Consider the following 23485-nt stretch of genomic DNA (forward strand, 5'->3'; position numbering starts at 1 on the left):
CAAAAAAATTGAAAGAAGGCAATTACAATGGCTTTAGGTTGTGATACAGCTACAAATGTAACAGCAGCAAGATTAACTACACTTAAAAATAATAAATTCACATTCGTTTGCCGATATTTGAATCGCGTCGAAGGATACCAGGATGGTCTCACCTCAGCTGAGATTACACGGATTTCAGATGGGGGATTATATATCATATCCCTTTATCAAATCAGCAAATCGCTCGATCATTTTACGAAAGCCAATGGGGTTAAGGATGCTGAAACGGCTGTAGGATTAGCAAGTGATTTGGGACAAACCAGCAGCACTCCGATTTATTTTGCGATAGACCGCGATATGACCTCTACCGAAATCACAAACAATATAGTACCTTATTTTCAAGGCATAAAATCAGTGCTAGACAGCAGTACTAAAAATTCCAAAGGTTATAAAATGGGTATTTACGGATCACGAGCAGTCTGCTCTCATATTCGAGGCACTAATTCCGCCACAACACGTTACACCTTCATCGTAGATAATGACTGGCAGGGAACCTTCGAGGATTGGAACCTGCGACAATATAATTTCAACACTGAGGTAGGAACAAGCACTGGCAAAATCAACGTAGACTATGTAGAGTCCTCCTCACATAGCGGTGGAGGCTGGAAAAAGTAATTTATTCCTCTTTTATCGGTGACGAGGCGTCGTACGAAAGCAGATTATGATAGATTCAAATAAAGTCTCGTTATTATAAAAATAGTAAAAAGACAACCAGGCATGGATTATCCGATTAATGGAGAAGCTCTGCCTGGTGTTTTTGGTTTGTAGCGGTTTGTTTAAGCAGATAATCATAAATCGTAGCTATCCGACTTTAATGTCTTCTTTGGGCAACCCTCGGAGAAAAATCCATAGAATTTTCCAATGTCCAGCCGAATTACGATCGAGCATCCATTCCACACTGACAGCAACTCGCTTTCCTCACTGATAGCAGCTTGCTTTCTTCACTGACAGCAGCTTGCTTCCGCTATCCTCTCCCCGTATATTTTATCGCTGTAACTTTATGCAACCTATGAGATAACTGCACTTTATACACTTATTTCGTCTGTAAAAGGCTAACTTCTCACTTTAACTGTATTCTATACAATTAAAAATCACAGTTATCAGCTTTAGCGGCAAAAAACTAAAAAATAGCTGTACAAAATACAACTATCTTCATGAGCGAGTTTTTCGAGCGAAAATAGCTGTACGAAATACAATTAAAAGCCGCTACATATTAAATTCGTCCGCTCTCCGTATAAAAAAGGGGCGAGATCTTTGTAGATCACCCCCTGCTCCACTTGCTCCTATTTAGAATCGCCCATTTGATCATATGCGGGATCATACGTCCACTTCAGGCCGTTGTCCTTACTCGACAGATAGATGGTACCTACAGTGTTGCCCTCTTTGCTGAGCAGAATAGGATACAATCCTTCTTTTCCAATAAAAATAGGTGAAAGCGGCGTTTTTTGATATTCATTAAAGGTTTCCGGAAGGGATACCACGAGTTTTTCCCATGACTGTCCCTTATCTTTGGTCCAATAAATAACAGGCCCATTATCTTCATAATATCTGAACCCTAAGAATCCGATATCCTTGTTAGAAAACCCTGCCCCGGCTAAACTTTCCGCGTATAAATCGTTAGGATTTCCAAGCTCCGTCCATGTCTTCCCGCCGTCAGAGGTCTGGTATACATAATTTAATGAGCGTCCCACGCCTGCAGAACCTCCGGAGACGATCCATCCATTTTGTTTGTCAGTAAACCCGATGAACTTGGCGTCATAACCCTTTGCACCTGCAATGTTGTAGTTATTCCACGATTTCCCCATGTCATCACTGATTAATACATGTAGAGGGGATTCTTTACCATCCGCAAATCCATATACAATTGCAGTTTTGTCCTCGGAGATATAAAATCCGGTATCCGCTCTCCCCATCCCCATTTCTGTTCCAGTCGTATCAAGTTTTAAAGGCGTTTGCGCTTGGATCTCCCCTTTCCGATAGGAGACAGAGACATTACCATCCTCGTCCATGGAATACGCATTCCCAGCGTCATGCACAACAACTTGTTCGCCACTAGAGCTGTAGGAATAAATAGTACCTGGTTTGAGCGCCACCGTATCTGTAGATTGGCCGGTTAGGTTGGTACAGGCTGCTAGCACTGCTGTTACACTAACCACCATTAAGACCGCAAGAAATGCGCCTACTCCATTTCGTTTTTCTTTCATATTTAAAATACTGCCAAATCTCTGCTTCATCGAGTGTTTTCCTCCTGCAAAATTCGTTGATAAAGCTACATGCCGTGTAGCATTACTTTGCATAACCGATAAAATGGCTTCGCAGTATTTCTTTCGATATGCCGCATTTTGCTTACGTACAACGGTGTCATCACAATAAATTTCAATTTCGCGGACAGCTTCGCGTGCCATGAACCAGACCAATGGATTAAACCAATGCAGTGCCTGCACAATCAGTAGCAGTAGCTTATATATGATGTCATGCCTTTTGTAATGGACCAGCTCATGTTTTAAGATAAACTCCAGCTCTTCGTCACTATATTGATCATGCGGCAAGAATAGTGTTGGCTTGTAAAAACCCATTAGCATCGGATTCGGAACTTTACTGCTTATCAGAACCGCAATGGTGGTTGTTACATGCATTTCTTTAGCGACTTGTTTGAGCTTGGCGAACATATCCTCTCTCTGAAGAGGGCTGCTCCAACGTAACACCTGTTTCCTGAAAAAGAAATAACTCAGCAAATGATACCCTAAAAAAAGCACAGCGCCAGTAACCCAGATGTAAGCTAAAATATTAATTATAGAAGGGATATGGCTTACATCCCCTGTCTGGACCGGCTGAGAGATTACTGGCGTATCCGCCTGCAAATTCTGGGACACTGAGCTTTGAAAGACAGTTGCTATGGCCTGACCTTCGGGTAGCTGAATCGCCACAGGAGGATTGGTAAAGGAAAAGTTGAATGGCAACAATAATCGCAAGGTTAGGATCAACCATATCCAATAGCTCAACTTAGCCGAATAATGTTTTCTTAACAAGGGAGTTAATGTGATTAAGCCGATAATAACTAAACTAAGGGTCACAGAAATAACCAGAAAATCTGTAAAAAGACCTGTTATCATCAGGATTCCTCCTTATCTACTCTATCGAGCAGTTCCCGCAACTCAGCAAGATCGCTTTTATCAATCGCCTTCCCGTTGTATAAGGACATCACCATATCCTGCACAGAGTTGCCAAACAGCTTTTCAAGTGTAGACTTCCCTTCGCTCTCTTTATAATCTGTCTCAGAAATTGCAGCGAGATAACGGTTGCTCCGCCCTTCTTTTTCGCAAGATAGAAAGCCCTTTTCAACCAGCCGTGACAGCACTGTCATCAAAGTAGCAAGCGCCCACTTACGTTTATCCCCCAGTTGATTCAAAATATAAGAGGAGCTAACCCAACTCTCGGCTCTCCAAATCACCAGCATAATTTCCAGTTCAGCATCTGGCAAGCGTTTGATTTTGTTATTCATCCATATTTCTCCTTGTTATACATTTGTGTAATACATTCATTATACAAACGTGTAATTAAAAAGCAAGCACATTATTTCTAAAATATGTATACATTCTTAGACGTTTATTATTTTAATAAAGGTTTCACAAGTCCAGTAGCAAATAATAAATAGAACCCTAGGAATTTTTATAAGATTCCAACAATGATAACCAACGCACACTCAGCTGAAATTTATAACTATTTTGGAAACTAAGTGATTGGTCTGCATTATTCTTAAGTAAGGAGGTAGGTTATGAAAAAATTTAGTATTCTATCATTTTCACTGATAATTTTACTAATTTTATTATTTGTATTAGTCAGACCCACGCAAAAGATCGTAAGTGTCAATCTTGCATCCGAAACAACAGAAATTACTTATACTGACCGTGAAAGCCTTCAAATCTTCGAAGATGCTATAAGAACTGTAAAAAAAGTACGCGGGTCTGTTGATGTGGGTGAACCGACTTATCGAATGACTGTTACTTACGCTAATTCAAAGGTGGCCGGATTCAGCCTTTATATGGATTTTAAAACGAAAGATGGTTTCCTGATTAAAGCTAGCAATAGCGAAAAGATGCTGGATTTAAGAAATAAGAATTCGGTTGAGCTAGCTGATCTGTTAAGTAAAGAAAAGGAAGATTAAAATTTGGAAACTCAATCTAAAAATAGGCATGGTCATCATACAAATGTAAAAACAAGCCATCCTTTAGTACTAACTAAGGATGGCTTGTTCGTAATTATATTATTTTCCTGCGCTTCAGATATACTGTCCCGCTCCGCTCAGAGCGCTGCAATTCTTTGCTGGATGCGTGGGAATAATGCAAAGGCATTCTCATAAAATACTTTTTCGTGGTGCTGCTCAGGCACAAGCCGGCGGACGAACTCCGCATACAGGTCAATAGGCGCGAGTGGCCAATCGGTACCGAACAACATTTTTTCATAGTGATCAGAGTACACCAACGCCCGGCGAAAATGATCCATAAACAGGGGTTCATTCATGAACCGCTCAAAATGAGGCCGATCACCAACAACGAGACCAGACAAATCGGCATAGACGTTCGGATTCTTGGCGACCACTTCGGCAGCATCCATCACCCAGGGATCGCCTAGATGGCAGATCATAAAGTTCACGTCGCGCCGTTGGAACGCCAGTTCGTCCACGGTAAGCGGATGCGCATACTTAAGCAATCCATTCATCGAATACGTATCACCGGTATGAATAACCACAGGCGTGCCGTACTTGGCGGCCAGCTCATAGATCGGCGAGTAGATTTTGTCATAAACGTAATGATGATAGTACCCGGCATAGAGCTTAATACCAGCTACCTCAGGAGCTTGCAGCCGTGCCTCAATTCGGTCCAGCTCATCCAAAGCATCCTTTCCTCCGAGCATATTCGGATTAATGCCCACGCATTCCATTAAGAATGGCGGCACACTGGCTTCCAAGTCGAGACCCATCGGATTGGGAGAGGCAGAGTCAGGGAAGGCTCCCTTCGTCTGCTCCGTGACCCCCATACCAATGCCTAGAACAACGTCGTTCTTGTCAAACTCCGCTTTGAGCCCAGCAGCTGTGTAATCAACTTTGGAGAGGTCCAGTGCTGTCTGATGAAAGCTATCGATGTCCGACAGATGAATGTGAATATCAATGATTGGCATTTATAGTCTCCTTTTTGTCAGAAGCACTAGCAAAGGTCACCTTCATAAGATTACGAACTGCCTCTGGATCCAGAATGAGCTCTCCCATGATCATGAAGGTCGGCTGTGTCCAAGCGGTTTCTCCGTTCAGTAGTAGTAGATGGTGATTCACACCATATGTGAATACCTTATTGTTCACGTAAGACATAGCTCTCTGATTAGGATAACTATGCACCACATGCAGCATGTCTTTACGCGAAGTTGCACCGATTCGGATAAGCCCCTTGGATTCCAGATGGGCTTCGACCTTCCCGATAGGGAAGTTGCCTTCCTCTGGGAGCTCCATCCAGCCTTCCGAATAGATTGGTGAAGGCTTAAAGTAACTATCCTCGGATAGCGAATAATGCGGCAGCGTCATTCCACTTTCATTGGTTACTGAAATCAACACACAGAGCACAGGAACTCCGGGCAGCATGAGGTAATGCTGATTGATCGTGATCCCCCGGTTTGCTTCCTGCTTCTCCATCGAAGTGGTCAGTCTCAATCCCTTCCAGACGTTGCCGTGATCATCCATCTGCTCCGTCCAAGCTGCGCTTCTTGGCTCCTGCAACCGGCTAAATCCGCCTATGCCAGAAATACCCACACCGAGTCCACCATGCCAAGGATTCCACCAGGAACGTGGTTCAGCTTTCGGAAAGGTGCTGTCCAGCCACTCTTCTCCTTGGTGCTTCAAGGAATGCACAACGCTGCCGAAATCAGGAGCAGCTGCAATAGATAGAACTCCGTTGCTCACTGTGTAAATGGGACCCTCAGGTCCTTCTTCTATCCCACAAACAACGCTTGTTTCCGTTTGTGGAAACCAGAGGCCTGTTCGCTCTTGAATGCGATCCTCACCACGATAGACGACCCGGACCTTACGGCCAGATTCGTTGTGTTCTCGTGATTCTGTATCCTCAGTAGAGAGTTCAAAACCAGCGGAGTGCAAATTTTGTCCTCTTTGCAACTCCATCTCAGCGACACTTCGCTCCTCTTCTCCATCAGCCTGTACATACAATTCAAGGCTTCCATCAAGCGGTGTCATCTTTCGTTCGATTAGCTCGGCATGAAGTGCCCCTGCCGCAAAAGGATTTCCACCGCCGAGCGTTAGCTCAAGATGGTCATCCAACACCGGTATGACCGAATTCTGCTGTTTTAGGGCAAAGGCGCGGAATTCCGACCACTTAAGGAAGGTGTTAAGAGCAAACACCATAGTTTTTGTCCGTACGACATCTCCAGCGGAGATTCGGCCAAGATTATGCTCCAGCCCAAGCGGGTATTCCGGACGAAGCAATTTTAGCGAAGGATCCCAGCAGATTCCGCATGTGACGTTCTCTTCCTTGCAGAACAACCAGTTCTCCGTAATTTGTGCACTGTCCCAAAGACTTGGATCGCCTGAGTAAGCATCGCCCATGTCCACGTATTGGCCCTGATATGGCAAGATGAGCTGTTTACCGAAAAAGCCGAAATTCGTCAACAGATACATGTCTTCTTCCAGGATATCACTATTGGTATTGCAGACCTCACTATAAAACTCAGCGATTCCGTTGGCAAATAGCTTAGCCACTCTTTTTATCTCAAGACCCGGGAATTCTTCCGACTCGTAAAGAGATTCGAGAACCTGGCTCTCCCCTTCAGAATAGATCTTTACTTCTTTGACCTGTTTCTTAGAGAATTCTTCTGCGAATGGCTTGCCTAACTTCGGATGGGTCAACCAGAAATTATGGCTCGAGCCGGGATATTCAATCCACATTCCATTGTCGGTATTATTAAGATGAATAGAGTAAGCGCCATTCACAGCCACCCACTGATCCCCGTTTTCCCCGCCAAAGCGGCCATGCGTTCCCTTCATTAGAACGGATAGTTTGCTTATGAAGGTGACTGCCTTCTCTCCAACCGGAACGGCCGTTACCTCAATAGCCTGTGAATAAAGACCGTATGAATTTAGGGTAAAAGGTACTTGAATAGAAGCCTTACTCTTAGCTGGAACAGTGAAGCTTACTGTACGGTCCGCCCATACGAGGAATTCGTCTTCGGGCAAATCAAAAGAAAATTCTGCTTCTGCAGCAAAATTATTCTCCACATTAAGGTACAGTTCCGAAGGAAGACCCAGATACAGTTCCCGGTGTGGCAGCGCTATCTTCATTTTGAGTGGAAATTTAGGAGCAACGCCAATGCGGAATTCCGCACGCTTGCCACCGATGATCCACTTGCTCATAACAACGGGGTGTGTCTTCTTATCGTTCTGTTCTTCCCGAACTGAATCAAGCTCAAAATCACCTTCCACGATAACCGTTTCACCTGGAGCGAGTATTCGCGCAGCAGATAGAGCAAAACGGATATTTTTATCGTTCTGGCCTTCGATCTCAATGGCCAGCTCAGACGTCGAACGATTCTTGATGCGATAGCGAATCTTGTAGGTCGAACCAAACACAAGATCATGATCATCAATTTCCGTAGAGATTTCATAGTCTGGTGTATCAAGAGCGGTCAGACCGCGGCCAGTCTTCTCGAATTCCGCCCGCAAGGAGAGTTTTCCCTTTTGCCAAGTGTAATCAAAGAAGTCAAAGCCACGCTCCTGGCGGCCATCTGGCTGGATGGGAAGTTCACGGGTACTGTCTGCATACCAATCCAGTTCTTCAAAATAAGGAGCAAGTGCTTCCGTTTGCAGTACTGTTGGAATGAAATTCATCAGATGGACGTAATCTTCATTTTTCTCCCAAAAAAATCCGCATTTCTTATACATCGGTACGGCTTTCGTATTACCTGCCCAGGTGAACAGATCAAGACGTGGCCAGCCCGCTTCTATTGTTTGGCGAACAGCGTTCAGAATCAGATTGCGGCCAACCTTGTATCCGTGATAATCGGGGCGTACATTCAATAGCGGGACATACAAAGCCCCTTCATCTTGACGGTAGTGGGCGAAGCTGCAGAAGCCGACTACCTCTTTGCCATCAACGGCAAGAAAGGCATTAAGATTGGACGAGATCTCCATCTCACGGCGCACACTGTCCTCAGTTCTTTGATTGGTGCCTCCGCCCCAGCTTTCGTTGCTGCGGTTCCACATTTCTGCGACTGCCCCAGCATAAGAAGAATCGTATTCGATAATGCGGATTTGTTCCGCTGTAGTTTTTACAGTCATGTCTTCATCTCCTTATTCCTCAAAAAAATATGAGTATGTATTCGTATACAGTTATTCTGGATAACCTCTCTACAACATATTGAAATAACTCCTACGAGTTCTTATTATACTATTAACTGGAAGCTCAATACGAGGTAAAAAACTCTTTCTCCTTATTTTCTACATAAACTCACTGCCAGCAGAAAGCTACAAAAAAAGCTGTCGAGTCACCCTCGACAGCCTGAAGCTGCTCCTAAGAGGAGCCTTTCTTCTTTAACAATTCTCCACACGATCCGCCGCTCTTTTCTTCATATTAGCGAGACCTACAATACATATCAGCAGTACGCAGATAGAATAAGGAAGCGCCATATTAACGATGTATAAAGCCGTACCTATAACTGGCCCTATGAATGACCCGCCCCCTTGCAGGGCCGCAATAAAGGAAGCAACGCTTCTTTGCTCATGGTCTTGAACCGCCATTGAAGCACCCGCACTGTAGCCGAGCAGTGTAAAGCCGATGCCAATACCCAAAAATGTAAAGTCTACATACGCAAATCTGATGAACAATAACAATCCCAGCAAGCCTAAGGCAACAAATAAGAGTCCCACGAGCAGCACTTTTTTAGGATGCCATTTGAGATACTTACTGATTACAATTTGCGAGAGCACTACCATTATTCCCGAGATCGCCAGCCCCATTCCAATTAACTGAGTGGCTTGCTGAGTACTGTAACCCAAGCTATCCTGCACAAAAAATCCGATAGTAACCTGCACGATATTCAGAGCAAACGAAAGCAAAAGTCCAATCCATAAATAGAGGCGTATCCGTCGATCATTGGGGGAAAGTGAAATCGCCTGCCGCTCAATCTCAATATTCTTTTCTTTAGGAATAAACACCAGAAACAATATAGCCAAGGTGAACAATAAAATAGCGGCCGCGTACATTGGTGAGGTCAGGCCCAGTGAAGCCATTCCTCCACTCATTGCGGGTCCCACTACGAAACCAAGACCGTTGGCCGCACCAAATAATGCCATTCCTTGTGTACGGGTTTCTTTTGTACTCCAGCCCATAACATAAGCTTGTGCTAATGCCGGAATTCCTCCAAAGAAAAAGCCAGCGATTGCGCGAAGTAAAAAGAAACTCCAAAACAGACTCTCTTTACTCTGTGCATTTACTGCATAATCAGCCAATAGTGCAAAAATGATGAGTGTGGCCATATAGACGAACATAATCGAAGCAAGCAGCCACTTTCGGCTCATAAACGTTTGTTTTTCCCAGAAATATCCTCCGAGCAGCCAACATAACCCCGCCACCGATACTAAACATCCTGATTGAAAATCACTCAGCCCCAAATTTCGCGCAAGCGGACCAATAATCGGATTAAAAGCAGCTATTGAGATCATTCCTGTAAGTACGATTAGAAACATAATACCCCGTCTGTATTTCATAAAATTCCCTTCTCCTCTCAAGTAAACCAGAAACAATATACGATTCGTCATAATCGCTGTGTTTATGGTACTATGCATGGAAGTCAGGCCTCTACCTCTTGGCGGATTACTTTACTGGTTAGCGGGATTTATAGTAGAACAAACAAAAAAACCTGCTCTTAAGAGCAGGGTCATAGATGTTAATCCACCGTTCCAACATTCTCCAAGTGTAATGAGCTTTCGGAGCTGACGCCTGCTTCCGTACTCAGAGTAGTAAGTGCTTGTTTTAGATCCTCTTTATTCACATAGACATACGGGCTCTTCCAAAGAGATTCCACATGTAAGGAATTAATATGCTCTGGTTTAAGTTTAGGGAAGTTGAATAACCACTGCTGCAGATCTGCTTGAGGAATATCCGTCTTCACATTTTCACCAATGATATCCAATACATTTCCCCATTGGGACACACCTTGGAAGTTTCCTAGCTTATCCAGAATCTGCTTGATTACTTGCTGCTGCCGATCATTACGCTGGAAATCGGAGGATTCAGCCGTTCCTTGATTCGATTTACGGTACCGCACAAAATCAAGAACTTGTTGGCCATCCAGCTTCTGCAAGCCTTTCTTTAAATCGATGTGTGTACCATCTGCCGTATCGGTATATTTCATATCCATATCTACATCTATAGTCAGTCCGCCAAGCAAATCCACGGTCTCCTGCAACACATCAAAATTCACCACAACCATGTGATCAATCGGCAGACCGAGCAAATTGCTGAAAAACTCTTTTGTATTCGGAATAGCCTCTGTTTTGTCTTTTATGTAATGATAAGCATAATAATAATTGGCTTTACGGGAAGGTAACGATTTAGGTTTTAGCAACAAATCCCTGGGTAAAGATAAGAAACTCGTCGATTTCGTGTCCGGATTGAAGCTGACAAGCATCAGAACATCAGTATTCATTACTCCACCGCCACCGTCCCGGCTATCTACCCCGGCAAGCAGAAAAATCATAGGTTCAACCGATACCGCCTCCTTTTTTTCCTCTGGAGCAGCAGTGGGTTGTACGGTGACTGGAGCTGCCATACGCTGTATCGCATCATCCGTCTTTTTGTATAAATACCCTGCATATACTCCAATCCCTATAATAGTTGCGCCTAAGACAAGACCAATGCTCGTCAGAATTTTACGGGTTGTTGTCCACTTGCGTTTGTTAGACATAATTTCCTCCACTCAGTTCCAATAGCTTATTCAATCAGCGCTTTCATCCTTATGAACTTTAACACTTAGCACTATGCCAATCGCTATCATATTAGTTAGCAACGAGCTGCCTCCATAACTAATAAAAGGCAATGAAATCCCCGTTAGGGGCAGTAACCCAATATGCATCCCAAGATTAACGGAAACTTGAAAGATGAACATAGCGATAAACCCGGTGACAATATAGGTACCCGCACGGTCCCTACTATCCAGCGCAATAAAGATCATTCGGTACACGAGCAGCAAATAAAGCATCAGCAGCACGGATGAACCTATAAAACCGTATTTTCCCCCGATGACTACATAGATCGAATCGGAATACGCATATGGAATATATCCTTTTCGCAAAAAAATACCTTCACTGCCCGATAATCCTCCGGAGCCAATGGCTATCATTGCGTTTTTCACATGCCAAGACTTATCTGGATCGCTCTGCGGGTCCAAAAAAGCTTGGATTCGTGACAATTGATGGGGCTCGACAATCTTGGATAACAGGTCGAAGTTAGCATAATACAGCCATAGTATCGTGCCGATCGAAATAATCACAACACCAAGGATCAGAATCATATATAGAGCACGGATGTTACCAATCCACAGCATACTAAGTAATATGCCAGCAAATACGAGTGCTGTACCCAAATCGGGCTGATCCATTATTAAAATGAAAGGAATTAAAAAAACAAAACCGACCGGCACTAAATCTTGAAAAAACCGCAGCCGCTGGCCCTCTCGTGTACCTAATAGATGAGCAATGAGCAGCACCGTACATATTTTAGCCAGCTCGGAGGGCTGAAGCTGAAAGCTCCCAATACTTAACCAACGCACGGCACCATTGAGGTTTTCTCCAACCAGCTTGACTAGTACTAGTAAACCTATGCCCACGCCATAAAAGAGATACGCTAACCTGCCTAATAGAATCTTATAATCTACCAAAGCAATGAATAACATGGGTAGGCAAAATAAAGCAAATAAATACAAATAACTTATGTAAAGACCGTCTAACCGCGTATCCGTAGTCGCTTCATAAATAGCAACAGTACCCATGCCAACTAAGCAGGTGGTGAGAAAAAGTACGGATCTGTCCAGCTTTGCAATTTTGGTAGAGATAAGCATTTACAACCTCTATTTTATTTCTGTAGTTTTCTTGTTGTGTAGGGGATATATACATGAAAATGGGCATTATAAATAATCCGCTGAGCACTTTTACTTCTTTTTTCTCAATGAAGCGCTGCGGATGATTAGGTTAAATGATTACCTCAAATCAAATTTGCCCTGATACGCCTTCTTCGATAACAGCTTAAGTTTATCTTCACTTAGCGTATAAATATCCAGACCATTCCCAGCCTCACCCAATGACCAGCCCAGTGCAAGCTCGTTATGGCCATCTTCATCAACATCAAAGAATCCGGCATAATCTAGACCATACCCAAACCCCTCAACCTCGGAAATCTTCTGCCAAGCTTCATTTTCCTGCCTCAACAACATTGCTTTTATAGTGTATCCTTTGTTTTTACTGTACTCATACACAACTACAGCTTCGTCGATTCCGTCTCCATCCATATCGCCAAAGGAGATGGCATTATCTTCTTGTCCCTTCATCGGAGTTATCAATTGAGCTTTGTCTGGAAGCCACTTAATAAATTCCTGGCTCGTTTTGTCTCGCTGCAGATTTGCTTCTGATGATGGAGGTTTAATCAGCTCTCCGGGTGTCGCCGGGACTCCGCATCCTCCGAGCAAAAATAAAGTTGTCAACAGGGTACCTATTTTTATGAATTTGCTCGGCATTTGGATCATCGACTCCTCGCTTGTCCGCATATATAGTATTTTATCTGTGAAAGAGATGAAAGTGGTTATGAAATAGTTAAATTTGAATTCTTATTCTATCGGTAAGTCAAATTGGACAATCGTTCCTTTGCCTAAAGTGCTGCTTATTCGCAGCTCTCCATGATGCAATTTAATGATCTGTTCCGAGATGGATAATCCCAAGCCGCTGCCCGAAGCCTGTTGATCCCCTTTGTAGAATTTTTGCCGCACATTCTCTAAATCCGTCTCAGCGATGCCTGAGCCTGTATCCTCTACAGAAATCACGACTTTCCCTGGAACCGTATGAGCGGTGATAAAGATTCGACCTGATGAACCAGTAAATTTGAGTGAATTATCAATGAGATTAATCATGACTTGCTTCACACGATTCTCGTCAGCTTGAATCACTGGCAGATGTTCTTCTATTTTTACATCTAGTGAGATGCCTTGTCGGGTCGCTCTAGGGGTAAGTTGTCTGCCGATATGCTGCAGTAGTTCTGTTAGATCCACAGATGTGAAGTGAACGGCGATTCTTCCGTTATCCAACTTGGAGAAATCCAACAATTCATCCACCATATTAGTTAACCTGTCACTTTCGGATTCAATAATATCAAGCCCATCATAAAACAGAGGTTGATTACTCACCTCACTCGCCTTTAAGGTAATTGCCCAACCTTTGATCGAGGTCAAGGGTGTTCGCAGTTCATGGGATACGGAAGCGATAAAATCATTCTTAAGCTGTTCACTCTTGGAGATTCGGCTTGCCATCATATTTAACGTATCCGCCAATGAACCCAGCTCATCTTGATAGCGCTTATGCACTCTGATGCTAAAATCACCTTCGGTCATCTGGTCTGCTGCCTGCTTCAAATCTTTAATGGATCTGGTTATGGTCCAAGACAGTAATAATCCAAGTAAGGTGACAATGCCAATGACGATGATCCCCACCCCGATCAGTAAAACCGTAATCTGTTTAACTGTATGTATAGTTTCCGTTAAGGACGTGATAAATCTGACTCCCCCCACGATGTTTCCATTCGCTTGTAAAGGATAGGATACCGCGTAAATCGCTTCCTCTGTGTTAGGGTCCGCACCTTTCCAACTGCCGGGCTGCCCTTTTATTGCTGCTTGCACATCTATGTACTCAGTCATAGTAAGATCGCCTTGAAGTCCATTTGAATCCTGTAACAGCCGGCCTTCAACATTAATAATCTGTACCTGTGCATCGGAATGACTCGCAAAACCCTTCAGTAACCTATCCGATTGTTCCTCCAGATCCTGGTCCCCAAAGTATTGCTGAAAAAAAGAAGCCGATAGCTCTGCTTGATTCATCAGGGTTTCCCCTATGTTATGAAAATAATAATATCGCACAGATACATTAAGAATGATTTCAAGAATGAGCACAGTAAGACAGATGACTACAAAATAGCTTCCTACTAATCTTTTCTGAATCCCCATTCTTCAACCATCCTTTCTAAAGCGGTATCCGAGCCCCCATACCGTCTCAATCCAAAGCGGATTAGAAGGATCAACCTCAATTTTCTCTCTTAACTTACGCACATGAACATCTACCGTCTTAGGATCTCCAATATAATCCTCTCCCCAGACAAGATTCATTAATTCATTCCTAGAGAGTGCTGTATCCGGATGCTCCAGAAAGGTCTTCATCATCTGAAATTCCTTCGGAGTTAATTCAATGCTGTCATCCTGCTTAAACATCTTGTTTGCATTCAGATCCAGCCGAATCGGTCCAGCTTGAAGTATCGTTTTTTGCGGCTTGAGAGCTGATTCTGTACGGCGCAAAATCGCTTTAATACGTGCTACCAATTCTAATGGATTAAAAGGTTTAACAATGTAATCGTCAGCACCCATTTCAAGGCCATTGATTTTGTCCATATCCTGTCCACGAGCGGTTAAGAAAATGATGATGACCCCAGCGTCTTTCTCTCTTAGCTTTCGGCATATTTCGAACCCATTAGAATCAGGCAACATGATATCCAGAACCAGAACATCTGGACGGCTCACCTCAAAGCTCTGCAAGGCTTCTTCTCCACAAGCAGCTTCACTAACCACAAACCCGTTATTCGTTAAATTTATAGATATAAAACGTCTAATATTATCGTCATCTTCCACAATAAGCACATGATTGCGATCAATAGTATCCACGATTTCCACCCCTATTACCCAGAGTCTAAACAAGTAAAAAACAAAAAAACTCTCCCGGTAAAGAGAGAGTCTTGTCTCAGATCCCTATAATTAAATCACAAGTGGATATTACTCTAAATCGCTATAGTTGTCAAAATCTAATCCAGATACACAGCCTTGCCGGTCTGCGCCGATTCATAAATAGCTTCCAATATTTGCGAAACAACAAAAGCCTGTTCAGGAGTTACAACCGGGTCCTTATCCTGTTCAATCGCTTCAATCCACTTTCTTAATTCTATATCCGGAGCACTTTCAGCTTTTCCTTCATAATAGGCAACGCCGCCTGCCCCAAGCTCAATTTTATTAGTGTACAGCTTGCTGAATTTCTCTCCGTTAATTCTAAGTCCGTCCTTCATATCTGCGCCTGCTTCCGTCCCACTTAAGCTGCATTTCGCTTCATGTACGTCTAGTGAATTCAGAGCCCAGCTCGCTTCCAGCATGATTGTTGCGCCATTCTCCATTACGACCATTCCAAAGGCTGAGTCCTCCACGGTGAACTTTTTAGGGTCCCACGGTCCCCATGCGTTGGCGGCTTCTTCTTTTTGTGAAAGTTCATGATATTTAGTGCCCAGCACGACTTTAGGTTTATAGTTATCCATCATCCAAAGGGTTAGGTCCAGCGCATGAGTTCCGATATCGATAAGCGGACCGCCGCCTTGTTTCTCTTCATCAAGAAATACTCCCCAGGTCGGTACGGCTCTCCGTCTGATGGCATGTGCTTTTGCAAAATAGATATGACCAAGCTCTCCGGACTCACAGGCTTTTTTCAAATATAAGCTGTCTTCTCTATATCGGTTGTCATATCCAATGGTCAGCTTCTTGCCTGTACGTTTCGCTGCTTCAACCATTCGTTTGGCATCTGCCGCTGTCTTAGCCATTGGTTTTTCGCACATCACATGTTTTCCGGCTTCTAGTGCAGCGATTGATATTTCCGCATGGACATCATTAGGCGTAAGCACATGAATAATATCAATGGATTGATCTTTTAATAGTTCAGTGTAATCCGTATAGACAGTAGCTTTATTATTTCCGTATTTCTCCGCTGCTTCTTCAGCACGTTCTTTAATAATGTCACAAAAAGCCACGATCTCAACCTTACTTTGTCTGCTCAAACTTGGAAGATGTTTGCCATTCGCAATACCACCACATCCAATAATCCCTACACGAAAAACCTTACTCATATCCTTCACCCTCACCTCTAATGGATTTGTTTGCTGTTTCGATAAGTTGCCGGTGTCATGCCTAACCGCTTGCGGAAGACAATATGCAAATAGGTAGCATTGGTAAACCCTTCCGACTGTGCGATTTGTTCTATCGGATAATTGCTTTCTTCAAGCTTGCGGCAGACCGCTTGCAATCGGATGTCCTCAAGCGCCCTACTGAATGATTGTTCTGCATTTACTTGCTTAAACACCCGCTGCAGCTGCCTTGAACTAATATTCAGCTTTTCCGCAACATTTTCTAAGGTAACCGTTCCTGAATAATTCGCTTCCATATATTGCATTGCGTATTGATACCGGTAAGTCAGCATATCTCTAACCGGCGCCTCCGTGCGGATCCCGCCTGAATCATACGCTCTAACGGCCTTTAATAAAATACTAATCACGAGATGCTTAATTGAAGTATAATATCCGGTCAACTTCCCATCGCATGCTTCGTACGCTTCTCGAAAACACTTCATAGCCCCGTGATAATCTTGTGCTGGGACCAAGGGTAAACACTTCAGCTTCTCCACACAGGTCTCAGCTTCCGCAACCTCCCAAAGATCAGCATCATCCCGGATCCTCTTCTTGATGTCAACATGCAGGCATAGCTCTTCCATGGATTCATCTGCGGCTGCCTCTTGACGATGCATGACACCTGGTCCGGTTAGATAGAACATTCCCTCTGACAGAGGATACTTTTGATCCCCAAGAATGACTTCTCCCTTCCCGCGCGGAATGAAATGAAACTCAAATTCAGAATGATTATGGAACTCGACTACTCTGCCCGGTGGAAAAGATGTCAAATGAAATCTAAACACTGTAATCTCGTAATGTCCCCATAGAATCGTGATATCCAATCTTTCAAGCATGTCCTGCTTCTCAAACATCATCTCATAGGGAAAGCTGCTCAACGTTAAGTCCTCCCAATCGGAATTACACAGCCTTCTTTAGCCGAGCGGTTCGCCGCCTCCATTAATCTGGTAAGCTCAACTGCCATTTCAACATTGTGAGTGGCGAGTGTATTATTTTGAATATGATCAACCCATTGATGGAAGGCGCTTTCACGATTGCTTTGCAGGGCTACTTCTTTCCAGCCTTCTTCTTTATCCGTGGATTTGTTCGTTCTAAGAAGAAGCTTATTCTCTGGTGTTCCGTAAAGCAGCGTTCCTTCAGTTCCATGCACCTCGATAGTAAACGGCGAATGACTATTCACGAAACCAGCCTCCATCACACCAATTGCTCCTGAATCCGTAAATAATGTCACTACAGCATTATCTTCCACTTCTTTACCGGTTACATACCCAAAATTAGCACTAACCCCAGTCACATCTTGATCTAAGAAAAGCTTCGCCAAATACATGGGATGACAGCCAAGATCAATCAAAGCTCCGCCTCCACATTGCTCCAAGCTAAAGAAATGATCAGGAAGCCAGCTTTCCGTTGCTCCGTTATGGGATAAGCGAACTCTAACGTAAGTAATCTTGCCGAGCAGCTCCTGACTTAGAATCTCTTGAATAGTTAATGTATAGCCGTCATTTAAACGAGGCAAGGAGACCGTTAGCTTCACTTTGTTCTCGTTAACTTCTGCGATAATTGCGTTAACTTCTTTTAACGTTGGGGCAATAACTTTTTCTGTGAAAATATGTTTGCCCGCCTTGGCCGCAGCCACGATTACGTCTCTATGCATATTCGTTGGTGCATCCACGATAACGGCATCTATATCCTCTTGCGCAAGCAGATCATCCAGTGATTCAAAAAAAGGAATATTCAAGCTTTCCGCAGCTTTGTTCCCACGCTCTACGTTTTCGTCCCAAACTGCAGCTAATACGGTATCTTCATGCTCCTGAGCTTGCTTGGTATAATCCCATGCATGCACATGCCAATAGCTGAGCTTACCAATTCTAATGGTCATTTACTTGTGCCTCCCGTATATATGTTATTCTGACATCTGCTATAAAAATAACACATAACAAACAGCTTTTTTAGTAGGAAAATGCGACAAAACATATATAATATTACGACACATAAAATCCGGAGTGAAATACGATTCCTAAAAAAAGAAACCCTTGCTATAAAAGCTAAAGGTTTCTTTATACTTGGCTTAATGGGTTAGTGGCTTATTATATCCTTTGTCATCAAAAGGCTGCAACTTCTCAAACCACTTCTTTTTCAATAGTTTAAGCTCCCAGCGCACGTCGGTTACGTCTTCTGACTCCTTCTGCTCTAACACCTCATAGCTGAAAGCTTCTGCTCCAAGTTCCTTCCAGTCCTTTTGCAGCTCCGCATTTGCAAATCTGCCCATATCTAATTGCATCTGTATAGTCATCCATTTATTCTTCAGGTTGGGATAGCTGTCAACGAATATTTTCCCGCTTCTTTTGTTTGTAATTTGAATAGCACCCATGTACGTCTTGAGCTGCTTATATTGCTCCTGAAGTTCTTTACGTTTACTTTTGTCCATTATGATTTATGATTCTCCTTTCACAGGCCATTCTGCTAAATTTCAGTACCCCATTTCTTTTAATAAACGGGACAATACCGAAAGTCGTTCTCCGATCATTTCACCATCATCACTAAGCGCCTGAGCGAACAGCTTAATATCATTATCAATCATGGGATTATCTGCACATACAGATACACTCATTGCATCTCCCTGCAGTCCAATACGATCAATCATAGGGCTCTCGGGATCATACATTTTTGGAAAACGATAGGCCTCTTGAAAATACAAACTACTTCTGCAAATCAAAATTGCCAGGTCAAGCACTCTGTGCATTGGCAGCTCTTCGGACTGTCTCGACCATTTGTCCCCTGTATGTCTCCATACCTTTGCTGAGATGTCGACCTTTCCTCTATCGTTCCATTGTGCTAATCCTAGGGACAGACCTTTTGCATCTGTGTCCCCGGCGTAGCGGCCATCAACCTGCTCGTAATTTTCTGACACGACTACAGGTTTATGTTTTAGAGTTGTTGGAATTTTCATGTTAGTCACTCTCCATTTTATGATTTACTAATTTACTCATTTACTAAATTACTAATTTACTAAATATAAGATTCATATTACCCGGCAAAAGATCATCTGTCAAACGACATTACACCCGTTTTATCCAACAAAACAAAAAATCCCTCTGCGCGTAGCAAAGGGACTGTTATTTTCATGTACTATATATCTCTAGCTTAAATGATCATTCACATTACAAAACCAAACCATATGGACAGAATCAGGTCCCCAATAGTCTTCTACTACTTTATAAGGCTGCCCAAATTTACGTTGCCACCTGACCTGTGCATGTTTATAACCGCTGTCCAGACAAAACTGCTCTACCCCTTGCTTTTTTAGAAATATCATCATTTCCTTAATTAAGGCTGAACCCACACCTTGGCCCTGATAACTTGGCATAATGTATAGACTGCCCAATTCCCCTATTTCATCTAACTGATGATCCGTGCAGGTTTGAATATCTTCGCCACAAGGTCCAAAGGAAATCGTACCGACAACCTGCTCTTCTATTTTTGCAAGAAGGAAGTAAGGCTCCCCAGTCGTAGTATCCAGTGAAGTCATCACCATTTGCTTTTTATGATCTATTTCACTTTGGATATCGTCTTGTAAATGATCAAGCCCTTCTTTTTCAAAGGCATCTTGGATTGAAGTTTCAAAAACAGAGCATGTGGATTCAAAATCAGCTGGAGAAAGCGTGCTTATGGTCATTGGATTACTCTTATTCATTGATTCGGACACCTCTTCTATTCCCGGCCGGAATTCTTAAAAATCCTGCAATAATATACTATCAGCATTCAGACTGAAAGGTTTATATTCATAGAACTACTTTACTGGAGGTCATCATGAATATATTGTCCTTTCTGATCTATTGCGTTGTCGCTACATTTACACCCGGTCCTACCAATATTGTTATTCTTTCTTCCGTGCAACATTCCGGGGCTAAAAAATCAATGGGGTATGTATACGGATCTACGCTGGCTTTTGGCTTATTACTCATCCTTTCTACTCTGCTGAACCGTGTTCTAGTAGAAATCATCCCAAATATCCTGATCATTATGCAAATCATTGGGAGTTTATATATGCTCTACCTTGCTTATAAAATCTTTAAAATGGGTTCAATGGAAGACCAGCCTGACCCTAATGCCAATTTCCGCTCAGGCGTGCTTATGCAGCTTGTGAATCCTAAAGTGCTAGTATTTACACTAACGGTCATTCCCAACTACGTAATGCCATTCTATACCTCTTCGCTTGCCTTGTTTATATTTGTTATAATTATAACTGTGATCGGATTTTTTGCATTTACGACATGGGTTGTATTTGGGACAATCTTCAGAACATTTATGAAAAATCATCAAAAAGTTCTAAATACCGTGATGGCACTGTTTTTAGTATACTCGGCCATTATGATATCGGGAATCCTATAAAGTCGCGGAGGTTAAGAACGTGGAGAAATTTAACTATAAAAAGTCAGCAGAGATCCTGTCCTTATCCGCCAGCCTTACTGATTTCACCTATAAAAAACATTGCCATGAGGAATATGCACTCGGTGTGACCCTTCGTGGCATTCAGCAATATAATCTTGACGGTAGTTTGCAATCCTCTCATAAAAATGGCGTAATGTTGTTTAATCCAGAACAAACGCATGATGGCAATGCGTATGATAAAGGTGGCATTGATTATGTCATGCTTTATATTAAGCCAACCCTAATGTTAGAGATACTAGAAAAAAAAGAACTCCGCTTCGCCACTCCTATCTTATACGATGACAAATTGGCGCAGTGCATATTAGCCCTAAACCATGCCATCCAGAATGGCAAAGAGGAGTCTTTGTGCAGTGAACTGTTATTCACTCTGGTTCATTTAGTATCCAATACTGAAATAGTTACCGATCGCAGAACGAATAATAAATTTCTCAAAAAAGCAAAGGAAATGATGTACTGCAGTTTAGACCATGTGCTGAAGCTGGACGATCTCTGCACAGAGTTTGGTCTATCCAAATATCAGTTTATTCGCGAGTTTAAGACACATACAGGAATATCACCCTATCAATTTTTCTTAAATTGCAAGGTAGAGCGTGCCAAGCAGTCCATAGAGAGAACCAAGGATATCTATGCAGCTGTTGTAGATTGCGGATTTGTGGATCTAACTCATCTGAACAGGCATTTTAAAAGCGTGTTCGGAATAACCGCACATGAATACCGGTCACAGCTGTAAGATCTGCCCTCCTACCATTGTCCAGAGCACTTTGAATTCATTATTCAAGAGAACCAGGTCAGCATCCAAGCCAGAGGTGATCGTCCCCTTTTGTTGAAGTTCAAGAATATTGGCCGGTGTAGTTGAAGCCATTTGTACCGCATCTGTGAGCGAAATTCCAGTTTCGACAGTATAACGTAAGGCTTCATTCATGGTAACTGTACTGGAGGCCAGCGTGCCATCTTCCAATCGCGCTATGCCACCAGATACCTTAACCTGATGTCCTCCAAATATATAATTTCCATCCCCTAACCCCATTGCCTGTAAGGCATCTGTGATCAAGACCATTCCTTCCGGTCCTTTCATGGTATGCATCAAGCGGATAATTGCAGGATGCAGATGGACATTATCCACAATAGCTTGCAGGCTCACATGCTTCTCTTCGAAAGCGGCAACCACAATCCCCGGATCTCGATGATGGATCGGCCGCATGCCATTAAAACAATGCGTAACATGACTTGCCCCAGCGGCAAAAGCTTGTTTGGCTTCCTCATATGTGGCATCCGAATGAGCAATCGCTATCACCACTCCCTGTTCTTTCAAAAAGGAAAGAAGCTCCATGCCTCCCGGCAGCTCAGGAGCAATCGTAACCATTTTTATGAGTGATCCAGCTTCTTGGAAAATGAGCTTCATTTCCTCTAAGTTAGGATGCCGCAGATACTTTTCATTTTGCATTCCTTTTCTCTTGGGGTTTAGATAAGGTCCCTCTAAGTGAATGCCTGCGATCTTTGCTCCCACTTCATACCCAATGACACGTTTGACACTACGAATCATCTCTAAAAGATCCTCCATCGTAGAACTCACAGAGGTAGCCAGAAATGAGGTGCAACCAGAAGCTGCACAAGCCTTCGATACTTCTTGAATACTCTCTTCAGTACCGTCCATCATATCAAACCCGTTAGCGCCATGAATATGCACATCTATCATTCCGGGCACTAACAAATGCCCTCCGCCATCAATCCGTTCATACTCACCCTCTGGGATAGAAATATCTCCTGAGTCTATCCTCATCACCTTTCCTTCAGAAATCCATACATTGGCCGCTGAAACTATACTATTCTGAAGCACTACTTGTACATTTTGCAAAATATAAGTCATAAACATTCTCCTCCAGTCGTTATCACTCTTGATTTCGAACCTCTTCAACTTCATCTAAGCACTCAATAACTGTGATGTTCTTCTGATCTAGAACTTCTCTGATCTCGATTGGAAGCTCTCGATTTGTAACTAAAATATCAACGAAATCAAAGTCTAGCCGATAAAAGGATTTAGCATTAAATTTGGTGTGATCCGCTACTAAAATCACTTGATCAGATCTTCGAGCCATTTCTCTTTTTACCCGCGCATCTTCTTCATAAGGATAATAGAGTCCATCAGCACAGATCGCCGATGCTCCAATAAAGGCTTTATCCGCACGAATTTCACTAAGTCTATCGATAATGGAAGAACCATATAACAAGCGGTTTTTCACATTCAAGTAACCACCAAGTACATAAATTAGCAGATCCTCGCGATGGGATAAAATCCCTACATTATCTATCGAGTGCGTGACAACCGTAATATCCTGCGCACTAATTTGTTCTGCAACAAACTGTACAGTGGTCGATACGTCTAAAATTACAGTCTCACGATCTTGGATAAGCCCGGCCGCGATCTTCCCTATTCTCTGCTTACTCTCGGATTCATCGATCAAACGATCTTGATAAGATAATAATTCTTTTTGCAATTCAGGTAACGCTAGACCGCCATGCGTCCGAACAACGACGCCCTCTTGTACTAACCTAACAATATCCCGTCGGGCAGTATCTCTTGAGACTTCAAATTGCGTACAGATATCTTGAACACTCATCGATTGGTGTTGTTTCAAATATTCGAGTATTTTTAATAATCGTTCCTCTTGATACATAATGAAATTCACCTCCTAAAGTCATCATAAGTCATTTTATAAGTATTTACAAGCGTTTATAAGTTAATAATT

At 42.9% G+C, this 23485-nt stretch carries 22 protein-coding genes; 4 read left to right on the forward strand and 18 right to left on the reverse strand.

Annotated elements, in window-relative coordinates:
- The first annotated feature begins 27 nt into the window (after positions 1-27).
- On the forward strand, positions 28-654 hold the full coding sequence (locus tag NST94_RS18915) for a glycoside hydrolase domain-containing protein (RefSeq protein ID WP_076190697.1): 627 nt from the start codon (positions 28-30) through the stop codon (positions 652-654).
- Positions 655-1322: 668 nt separating this feature from the next.
- Here NST94_RS18915 and NST94_RS18920 read toward each other — a convergent pair.
- Positions 1323-3152 (reverse strand): M56 family metallopeptidase, encoded by a 1830-nt coding sequence (locus tag NST94_RS18920; protein ID WP_339281176.1) that lies wholly within the window; start codon positions 3150-3152, stop codon positions 1323-1325.
- On the reverse strand, positions 3152-3541 hold the full coding sequence (locus NST94_RS18925; RefSeq protein WP_076143756.1) for a BlaI/MecI/CopY family transcriptional regulator: 390 nt from the start codon (positions 3539-3541) through the stop codon (positions 3152-3154). The genes NST94_RS18920 and NST94_RS18925 overlap by 1 nt, the downstream gene beginning before the upstream one ends.
- A gap of 273 nt (positions 3542-3814) precedes the next feature.
- Here NST94_RS18925 and NST94_RS18930 point away from each other — a divergent pair, with 273 nt between their 5' ends.
- The gene (locus NST94_RS18930) at positions 3815-4204 is read left to right on the forward strand and encodes a hypothetical protein (protein WP_076127262.1); all 390 of its coding nucleotides are present in this window, start codon (positions 3815-3817) and stop codon (positions 4202-4204) included.
- Positions 4205-4341: 137 nt separating this feature from the next.
- Here NST94_RS18930 and NST94_RS18935 read toward each other — a convergent pair whose 3' ends face one another.
- The 14 genes from NST94_RS18935 to NST94_RS19000 form a co-directional block, all read right to left on the reverse strand.
- Positions 4342-5217 carry an amidohydrolase family protein gene (locus tag NST94_RS18935; protein ID WP_076104960.1) on the reverse strand — a complete coding sequence of 292 codons (876 nt, stop codon included), beginning with the start codon at positions 5215-5217 and terminating at the stop codon, positions 4342-4344.
- Entirely contained in the window at positions 5204-8374 is a 3171-nt protein-coding gene (locus tag NST94_RS18940; RefSeq protein ID WP_339281177.1) for a GNAT family N-acetyltransferase, read from the reverse strand. Before NST94_RS18940 ends, NST94_RS18935 begins: the two co-directional genes overlap by 14 nt.
- Before the next feature lie 252 nt (positions 8375-8626).
- The gene (locus NST94_RS18945; protein ID WP_339281178.1) at positions 8627-9802 is read right to left on the reverse strand and encodes an MFS transporter; all 1176 of its coding nucleotides are present in this window, start codon (positions 9800-9802) and stop codon (positions 8627-8629) included.
- A 179-nt stretch (positions 9803-9981) separates the two neighbouring features.
- Positions 9982-11001 carry an LCP family protein gene (locus NST94_RS18950; protein WP_076127268.1) on the reverse strand — a complete coding sequence of 340 codons (1020 nt, stop codon included), beginning with the start codon at positions 10999-11001 and terminating at the stop codon, positions 9982-9984.
- 30 nt (positions 11002-11031) lie between these two features.
- A complete protein-coding gene (locus NST94_RS18955; RefSeq protein ID WP_076127270.1) occupies positions 11032-12153 on the reverse strand; it encodes an FtsW/RodA/SpoVE family cell cycle protein in 1122 nt (373 codons plus the stop codon).
- 138 nt (positions 12154-12291) lie between these two features.
- Entirely contained in the window at positions 12292-12825 is a 534-nt protein-coding gene (locus tag NST94_RS18960) for a hypothetical protein (RefSeq protein ID WP_076127272.1), read from the reverse strand.
- Between the two features lie 90 nt (positions 12826-12915).
- Positions 12916-14301: a HAMP domain-containing sensor histidine kinase gene (locus tag NST94_RS18965; RefSeq protein WP_339281179.1), complete on the reverse strand. Its 1386-nt coding sequence runs from the start codon at positions 14299-14301 to the stop codon at positions 12916-12918.
- Positions 14302-14304: 3 nt separating this feature from the next.
- Positions 14305-15009, reverse strand: coding sequence for a response regulator transcription factor (locus NST94_RS18970; RefSeq protein ID WP_076127275.1), 705 nt, complete (start codon positions 15007-15009; stop codon positions 14305-14307).
- 137 nt (positions 15010-15146) lie between these two features.
- Positions 15147-16229 carry a Gfo/Idh/MocA family oxidoreductase gene (locus NST94_RS18975; protein WP_076190679.1) on the reverse strand — a complete coding sequence of 361 codons (1083 nt, stop codon included), beginning with the start codon at positions 16227-16229 and terminating at the stop codon, positions 15147-15149.
- Positions 16230-16246: 17 nt separating this feature from the next.
- Positions 16247-17164, reverse strand: coding sequence for an AraC family transcriptional regulator (locus NST94_RS18980; RefSeq protein WP_248548564.1), 918 nt, complete (start codon positions 17162-17164; stop codon positions 16247-16249).
- 2 nt (positions 17165-17166) lie between these two features.
- Positions 17167-18165 (reverse strand): Gfo/Idh/MocA family oxidoreductase, encoded by a 999-nt coding sequence (locus NST94_RS18985; protein ID WP_339281180.1) that lies wholly within the window; start codon positions 18163-18165, stop codon positions 17167-17169.
- A 189-nt stretch (positions 18166-18354) separates the two neighbouring features.
- Positions 18355-18714: a GIY-YIG nuclease family protein gene (locus NST94_RS18990; protein WP_038572157.1), complete on the reverse strand. Its 360-nt coding sequence runs from the start codon at positions 18712-18714 to the stop codon at positions 18355-18357.
- Positions 18715-18756: 42 nt separating this feature from the next.
- Positions 18757-19236, reverse strand: coding sequence for a DUF6530 family protein (locus NST94_RS18995; protein ID WP_038572158.1), 480 nt, complete (start codon positions 19234-19236; stop codon positions 18757-18759).
- Positions 19237-19425: 189 nt separating this feature from the next.
- Positions 19426-19980, reverse strand: coding sequence for a GNAT family N-acetyltransferase (locus NST94_RS19000; RefSeq protein WP_076190670.1), 555 nt, complete (start codon positions 19978-19980; stop codon positions 19426-19428).
- Positions 19981-20096: 116 nt separating this feature from the next.
- Here NST94_RS19000 and NST94_RS19005 point away from each other — a divergent pair, with 116 nt between their 5' ends.
- Complete coding sequence (locus tag NST94_RS19005; protein WP_076190668.1) at positions 20097-20678, forward strand: LysE family transporter; 582 nt, start codon at positions 20097-20099, stop codon at positions 20676-20678.
- Positions 20679-20697: 19 nt separating this feature from the next.
- On the forward strand, positions 20698-21468 hold the full coding sequence (locus NST94_RS19010; protein ID WP_076190665.1) for an AraC family transcriptional regulator: 771 nt from the start codon (positions 20698-20700) through the stop codon (positions 21466-21468).
- On the opposite strand, the gene nagA is transcribed toward NST94_RS19010, so the two are convergent.
- On the reverse strand, positions 21457-22605 hold the full coding sequence (gene nagA / locus NST94_RS19015; protein ID WP_339281181.1) for an N-acetylglucosamine-6-phosphate deacetylase: 1149 nt from the start codon (positions 22603-22605) through the stop codon (positions 21457-21459). The genes NST94_RS19010 and nagA overlap by 12 nt on opposite strands.
- 22 nt (positions 22606-22627) lie before the next feature.
- Complete coding sequence (locus NST94_RS19020) at positions 22628-23413, reverse strand: DeoR/GlpR family DNA-binding transcription regulator (RefSeq protein ID WP_339281182.1); 786 nt, start codon at positions 23411-23413, stop codon at positions 22628-22630.
- Positions 23414-23485: the final 72 nt, after the last annotated feature.

Origin of the sequence: Paenibacillus sp. FSL H8-0282 (assembly GCF_037963825.1) — a bacterium.
Taxonomy (GTDB): Bacteria; Bacillota; Bacilli; order Paenibacillales; family Paenibacillaceae; genus Paenibacillus_AQ; species Paenibacillus_AQ odorifer.

What these genes read in the sequence shown, in the direction of transcription:
- NST94_RS18925 (WP_076143756.1), bottom strand. Translation starts at nt 3,541, where the DNA reads ATGAATAACAAAATCAAACGCTTGCCAGATGCTGAACTGGAAATTATG.
- NST94_RS18950 (WP_076127268.1), bottom strand. Translation starts at nt 11,001, where the DNA reads ATGTCTAACAAACGCAAGTGGACAACAACCCGTAAAATTCTGACGAGC.
- NST94_RS18995 (WP_038572158.1), bottom strand. Translation starts at nt 19,236, where the DNA reads ATGAAAATTCCAACAACTCTAAAACATAAACCTGTAGTCGTGTCAGAA.
- NST94_RS18945 (WP_339281178.1), bottom strand. Translation starts at nt 9,802, where the DNA reads ATGAAATACAGACGGGGTATTATGTTTCTAATCGTACTTACAGGAATG.
- NST94_RS18940 (WP_339281177.1), bottom strand. Translation starts at nt 8,374, where the DNA reads ATGACTGTAAAAACTACAGCGGAACAAATCCGCATTATCGAATACGAT.
- NST94_RS18965 (WP_339281179.1), bottom strand. Translation starts at nt 14,301, where the DNA reads ATGGGGATTCAGAAAAGATTAGTAGGAAGCTATTTTGTAGTCATCTGT.
- NST94_RS18985 (WP_339281180.1), bottom strand. Translation starts at nt 18,165, where the DNA reads ATGACCATTAGAATTGGTAAGCTCAGCTATTGGCATGTGCATGCATGG.
- NST94_RS18935 (WP_076104960.1), bottom strand. Translation starts at nt 5,217, where the DNA reads ATGCCAATCATTGATATTCACATTCATCTGTCGGACATCGATAGCTTT.
- NST94_RS18920 (WP_339281176.1), bottom strand. Translation starts at nt 3,152, where the DNA reads ATGATAACAGGTCTTTTTACAGATTTTCTGGTTATTTCTGTGACCCTT.
- nagA (WP_339281181.1), bottom strand. Translation starts at nt 22,605, where the DNA reads ATGACTTATATTTTGCAAAATGTACAAGTAGTGCTTCAGAATAGTATA.
- NST94_RS18915 (WP_076190697.1), top strand. Translation starts at nt 28, where the DNA reads ATGGCTTTAGGTTGTGATACAGCTACAAATGTAACAGCAGCAAGATTA.
- NST94_RS18960 (WP_076127272.1), bottom strand. Translation starts at nt 12,825, where the DNA reads ATGCCGAGCAAATTCATAAAAATAGGTACCCTGTTGACAACTTTATTT.
- NST94_RS18930 (WP_076127262.1), top strand. Translation starts at nt 3,815, where the DNA reads ATGAAAAAATTTAGTATTCTATCATTTTCACTGATAATTTTACTAATT.
- NST94_RS19005 (WP_076190668.1), top strand. Translation starts at nt 20,097, where the DNA reads ATGAATATATTGTCCTTTCTGATCTATTGCGTTGTCGCTACATTTACA.
- NST94_RS18955 (WP_076127270.1), bottom strand. Translation starts at nt 12,153, where the DNA reads ATGCTTATCTCTACCAAAATTGCAAAGCTGGACAGATCCGTACTTTTT.
- NST94_RS19000 (WP_076190670.1), bottom strand. Translation starts at nt 19,980, where the DNA reads ATGAATAAGAGTAATCCAATGACCATAAGCACGCTTTCTCCAGCTGAT.
- NST94_RS19020 (WP_339281182.1), bottom strand. Translation starts at nt 23,413, where the DNA reads ATGTATCAAGAGGAACGATTATTAAAAATACTCGAATATTTGAAACAA.
- NST94_RS18975 (WP_076190679.1), bottom strand. Translation starts at nt 16,229, where the DNA reads ATGAGTAAGGTTTTTCGTGTAGGGATTATTGGATGTGGTGGTATTGCG.
- NST94_RS18990 (WP_038572157.1), bottom strand. Translation starts at nt 18,714, where the DNA reads ATGGACAAAAGTAAACGTAAAGAACTTCAGGAGCAATATAAGCAGCTC.